We start from the raw sequence: 5,169 nt of genomic DNA, 5'->3' as shown, positions 1-5,169 counted from the left end.
TAGCGCTCGATCCACGTCTTGACGCACTTGCGGGAGATGCCCATCGCCGCGGCGATGTGAGCTTGGGCCCAGCCGGCTTGATGGCGTTGGACGATCAGGAGCCGGCCATGGACGGTGGTGCGGGCATTAGCGTGGGCCACGAGGACCTCCGGGTGGATGTGGGCCTTAGACAAGCCACACCCCACCCGGAGGTCCTCCCTCGTTCAAGCCGCCACGCTGCTACCAACGTCATGGCCGGGTACACCTAGGCTGTGCGGCGACCGGATGCTGACCCGACCGGTAGTCCCGCGGTCGGTGTTGATGCCGCGGCTGGTGAGTGCGTCATCTTCGATGTCCAGCCCTCGGGGCACGCGTCCCGCTTCGAGCAGATGCTGGGAAGCCCGAGGTACTTGAGGCTCAAGCGGGCTAGCTGACGCGCTGACGGCCGCTCCCTCGCCGACGACATGCATGCCACTGCTGAAAGCTAGGGCGTCGTCGTAAGGGATGCCCGCTCGTAGGCAGTGGTGCAGGCAGCCCAGGAGCCGGTTGTAGGTGTTGCGCAGGGCGGCGGTGTGCCGGTCGCCAGTGGCGCGGCGGTGGTCGTAGTGGGTGCGGGGTCCTGAGGTGTGGATGGCGGCCATGGCCCAGGGGTAACCGACGGCGTTGAGGCGTCGGTTCTTGACGTTGCGGTGGCGGACGCGGTGGGTCTTGCCGCTGGCGATGGTGACTGGGGAGGAGCCGGCGTAGGCCTTGAGCGCGCGGGCATCGGTGAAGCGGGTGCGGTCGTCGCCGATCTCGGCGAGCAGTCGCGGGCCGATGAGGTCGCCCACGCCGGGCAGGCTGCGGTAGATCACCGCGTCGGGGTGGGCGTCGAAGGCGTTCACGGTGGCTTGCTCGAGGTCGTGGGCTGCCTCGCAAGCGACGCGGAGCTGAGCGACCAGGGCCTTGGTCTGGTGAGCCATCGCTTCTTCGAGCAGGGGTGGCTGGTGTAGGTGCTCGCGGCGCAGGATCTCGTGCAGCTGGCGGGCGCGGTGCTCGACGTAGCGCACTCTCCCGCCGCGACGCAGCGCGGCGGCGATCTGGGCGTGTGTCATGCGCGCTGCGGCTTGGGGGCCAGGGGCTGCGGCGAGGAGTCCTAGAGCGTCGACGTGGTGCAGGCCCTCGTCGCGGCCGGCGAAGGCTTCCAGGGCGGCGGGGTAGTACTGGTGTAGGTGGCTGCGGAGCTCGTTGACCAGGTTGGTGCGCCGCCAGACGGCGTCTTGCTGGGCGCGGGCCAGCACGGTGATCGCGCGGGCTTGCTCGGTGTCGGCGGGTAGGGGTGGGTGCTCGTGGGCGTCGGTGCGCAGGATGTTGGCCAGCATCATTGCGTCGGCGTGGTCGGACTTCGCCCGGGTGACCCGGCGCCGTTGCCGGTATCGCGAGGCCGACAGTGGGTTGATGGCGTGCACGGGGCGGCCGCTGGCGCGCAGGCAGGCCACGAAGAGTCCGCGGGGGGTCTCGATGGCCACGGGGATCGGGGCCTGCGGGCTGTCGCCGGCGTCGGTGAGGAGCTGGAGGAGTTGTTGGTAGCCCTGGGCGTCATCGTTGACTCGCCTCTTGGCGATCAGGGTGCCGTCCTGGTCGACGAGGGCGATGTCGTGGTGGTCGCTGGCCCAGTCGATCCCGCAGGTGATTCGCACGCGTGCTCCTCGGCTTGTTGGTTATGGCGTGCGGGTCTGAGCAGGAGGGGTACCGCGCCCTAATGGAAGAGCTCGAGGCTCGGCATCTGATCAGCAGTTCGGTCTCCGGCGGACCCGCGTGAGTCCTGCGGCTGAGGACAGAGCTCGTGGCTCACGGCAGCGAGGGGAGTGCTCACGCGGGCAGACCCGCGTGGGTATCTTCGCCACCACCTCAGGCGAGGACGCGGCCGCCGCGCGGTCTGTGGGCAGGAGTCGAGCTCAGGTGGTCAACAGGCGTCCGACCGCATCTTCGCCCCGCCATTAGGGGGACAGCGGGACCCACCGGCCCGGCTGCACACCGCCAGCAGCTCACCAACGCCGTCGGCTCCCCCTTGGTCGACCGCTGGCCGTGCACATCCTCACGAAGCATCGGGGTATGTCCAGAGCAATCGAGGTGCGCGCTGCGAACCGGCGGCCCAGCTCTACGCCGCTGACGCGCGGCCGGTGAGCCCCGGCCGCCGGCAGGCACCTGCGGTGGCCGGGGTCGTCGACGAGCTGCCCGCAGCCGTGAGGCGGGGAAGACCGCCTTGAAGCGGAGATGGGCTGCGCGTGGTCGGTCAGGGACGGTCCTCCCACGCTGACGGCGGTGGGGGCCTGAGTCCGGGCCTACCGGCCCTCAAGGCGTCGGCTCACGCCAGACCGGACAGCATGGACACCACCCACGCGGCAGGCCAATGTTCACGGTGGAGATCCGGGCCGATGTGGGGCGGCGCGCTGCGGCCAAGCCACGGCACCGTCTACTCGCTCGTCGACTCTTGCTCCGCTACCGGGCCGCTCTGCTCCGCGTGGTTCAGATCAAACGTCCTCTGTTCGGGCTGGGACTGGTTCGCCGGCACGCCTGCGGCGGTGAACCACTCGCCCCTCATGCGGCTATCAGGGCGCAGGAAGCCTTCTCCCAATCGCGCGCCCGAGCCCAGCGAGAGGCGGCCGTCGATGTGTGTGCCCTTGTCAAGGAAGAGGCCGCCGCTGATGTACGCGCCCTCGCCCAGCACGAGGTCGCCGTCGATGTGCGCGTCCGTCTCCAGCACGAGGCTGCGGCCGACGTACGCACGATCGCCCAGCACGACGCCGCCACCGATGTACGCGCCCTCGCCCAGCACGAGGTCGCCGTCGATGTGCGCGTCCGTCTCCAGCACGAGGCTGCGGCCGACGTACGCACAATCGCCCAGCCGGAGACCGCCGCCGAGGTGCGCGCCCTCACCCAGCATGAGGCTGCCGCCGAGGTGCGCGCCCTCACCCAGCACGAGGCTGCGGCCGATGTATGCACGATCGCCCAGCACGAGGTCGCCGCCGATGTACGCGTCCTTCTTCAGCATGAAGTCGCCGCCGATGTACGCGTCCTTCTCCAGCACGAAGTCGCCGCCGATGTACGCGTCCTTCTCCAGCACGAAGTCGCCGCCGATGTACGCGTCCTCCACCAGCCGGAGGCCGCCGCCGATGTGCGCGCCCTTCTCCAGCAAGAAGTCGCCGCCGATGTGCGCGCCCCTACCCAGCCAGAGGCCGCCGCCGACGTGCGCGCCCTCGCCCAGCGCGAGGCTGCGGCCGACGTGCGCACGATCGGCCAGCACGAGGTCGCCGCCGATGTACGCACCACCGCCCAACACGAGGCCGCCGCCGAGGTGCGCGCGCAGGCCCAGCACGAGGCTGCCGTCGACGTGCGCGTCCTTTTCCAGCCGGAGGCCGCCGCCGATGTACGCGCCATCGCCCAGCCAGAGGCCGCCGCCGATGTGCGCGCCATCGCCCAGCCGGACGTCGCCGGCGATGTGCGCACCCTCGTCAAGGAAGAGGTCGCCGCCAATGTGCGCGCCCTCGCCCAGCCGGAGGTCGCCGTCGATGTGCGCGCCGTTCAGCTCAAGGCCGCCGCTGATTTGCGCACCATCCAGTTGTAGGCGGCCGACATGACGGCCGGTGAGGTCAAGTTCGTCGAGCATCGCTCCGCTGAGGTTGACTCCTAGCGGCGCAGGACTGGGGGCTGGTGAGGCGGGATCGACGGATGGTGAGGTGGCCGCAGGGAGCAGCGTTGCGATCAGGCGGGCGGCGGTCCGGCGGACTTCCCTCTCGGCGTCTCGCTCGTCCCGTTCCTTCTGGTCGGTGGGCCACCACGCGCGTGGCGGGGCATCTGCACTGGGGTCGTCTTGCTCGACGGGAGGCTTCCAGTCGTGCTGTGGATGGTGGAAGGGCTGGCGCAGGTAGGCGCAGATGATGTCGAGGATGACCGGTAGACGTTCCAGTGCTGCTGAGGAACCCGGGGTCTCCGTCACCTCGGGAGGAGATGCCAGAGCGAGTCGTTGGAGTGAATACAACCCGCCCAAGCGCACGGAGGCTGAGGTGTTCCCGAGCTGCTCGACGGCGGTGGTGAACCGTTCGTCGTCGGTGCGGGCTCGCTCACGGTCGGCGGTCTCCTGGTCCCGCTTTTCCGTGATCATGTTGGTCTTGCGGGCCTCGTCGATGGTCTGACGGGTGAGGCGGGCGTTGTGGCTGCTGACGATGACGCCGATGGAGGCGGCCGCGCCGGCGAGTACAGCGCCGGCCACGACGCCGAAGGGGGCCCTCGCTGAGCTAAGCGCCGCATCCAGGGCCTCGTCGTCGGTGCCGTCGGCACCGGCCTGTGCCTGACAGCCAGAAGTCACGGTGGCCTCTGAAGTGCTGGTGGCTGTGGGCTCAGGCGTACGTGTGGTGCAGGAGTAGTCGCCCTTCACGAGCCATTGCGGGACCCCCACCACCAGCACGGCGGCAGCTGCGAGACCACCCAGCAGGATGAGGAGGATCTCTAGCCACTCGCGCGCGCTCAGCCCTCCAGCGATCTTCCGGGTCGAGTTCTGGCCGTCGTCGACCTGTTCTGGCGCCACGTCCCTGATCTTGGCCTTCTGCGTCACGTAACGCTGGCCGATCGAGAAGTGTCCCGGCCAGGTCACGGGTGCTCCACGGCGGTAGCCGATCCCGACGCCGGGCCCAGACGTCTAGCGGGGTCTCACCCAAGACAGCGGGCACCAAGGCGAGGGCGTCGACCCCAGTGTTCGCGGCCGCCGGCTCGGGCGTTGTCCTCGTGATGGGGGTCGTCGAACTCAGACCCGCCCAGCGGTGGCGGTGCTGCCCCCCTGGGTAAGGCGTGCGCGCAGCAGCTCGGCAGCGTGGGTGAGCGCGTGCTCCTTGCCGGTGAGTCGGGTGAGGATGGCGGCCGCGCGGCCGTCGATCGCGCGACGGCTGCGTCCGTGTGCGGTGGTGACCTCCTCGAGGGATACTCCCTCGCACCAGATCGCCGGCCCGCAGGGCCGCCCACCCCGCGCGGCGGGCGAGGCCAGTCACCCCCAGGCCGCGGCGACGGGTGTCGGCGCACCCCGCGCGTGCCGGGATGCCGCCGCGGTGTCCCGTCAGGCGGTGAGGATGCGGTCCAGGGTGGTGCGGTCGAGGTTGTCGACGCCGCCGGTGATGGCGCGCGGCCTGTTGCGCTTGGCGCGGCCTGCCCCCCCCC

Annotated in this window: 2 protein-coding genes and 1 pseudogene; all 3 read right to left on the bottom strand. The window is 70.3% G+C overall.

What is annotated here, in order from left to right:
• The coding region (locus F1544_RS22935) for a helix-turn-helix domain-containing protein (protein ID WP_167587434.1) at positions 1 to 140 on the bottom strand (140 nt) is incomplete at its 3' end.
• Positions 141 to 455: 315 nt separating this feature from the next.
• Positions 456 to 1,658: pseudogene (locus tag F1544_RS22930) on the bottom strand (IS110 family RNA-guided transposase); the annotation flags it as partial.
• 776 nt (positions 1,659 to 2,434) lie between these two features.
• Positions 2,435 to 4,612 (bottom strand): hypothetical protein, encoded by a 2,178-nt coding sequence (locus F1544_RS25965; RefSeq protein ID WP_167588515.1) that lies wholly within the window; start codon positions 4,610 to 4,612, stop codon positions 2,435 to 2,437.
• Positions 4,613 to 5,169 lie beyond the last annotated feature (557 nt).

It is taken from the genome of Kineococcus rubinsiae, from assembly GCF_011839805.1.
In the GTDB taxonomy this organism is placed as follows: Bacteria; Actinomycetota; Actinomycetes; order Actinomycetales; family Kineococcaceae; genus Kineococcus; species Kineococcus rubinsiae.
Note: the sequence above shows the minus strand (reverse complement) of the source record. Positions and strands in the feature narration are given on the sequence as shown.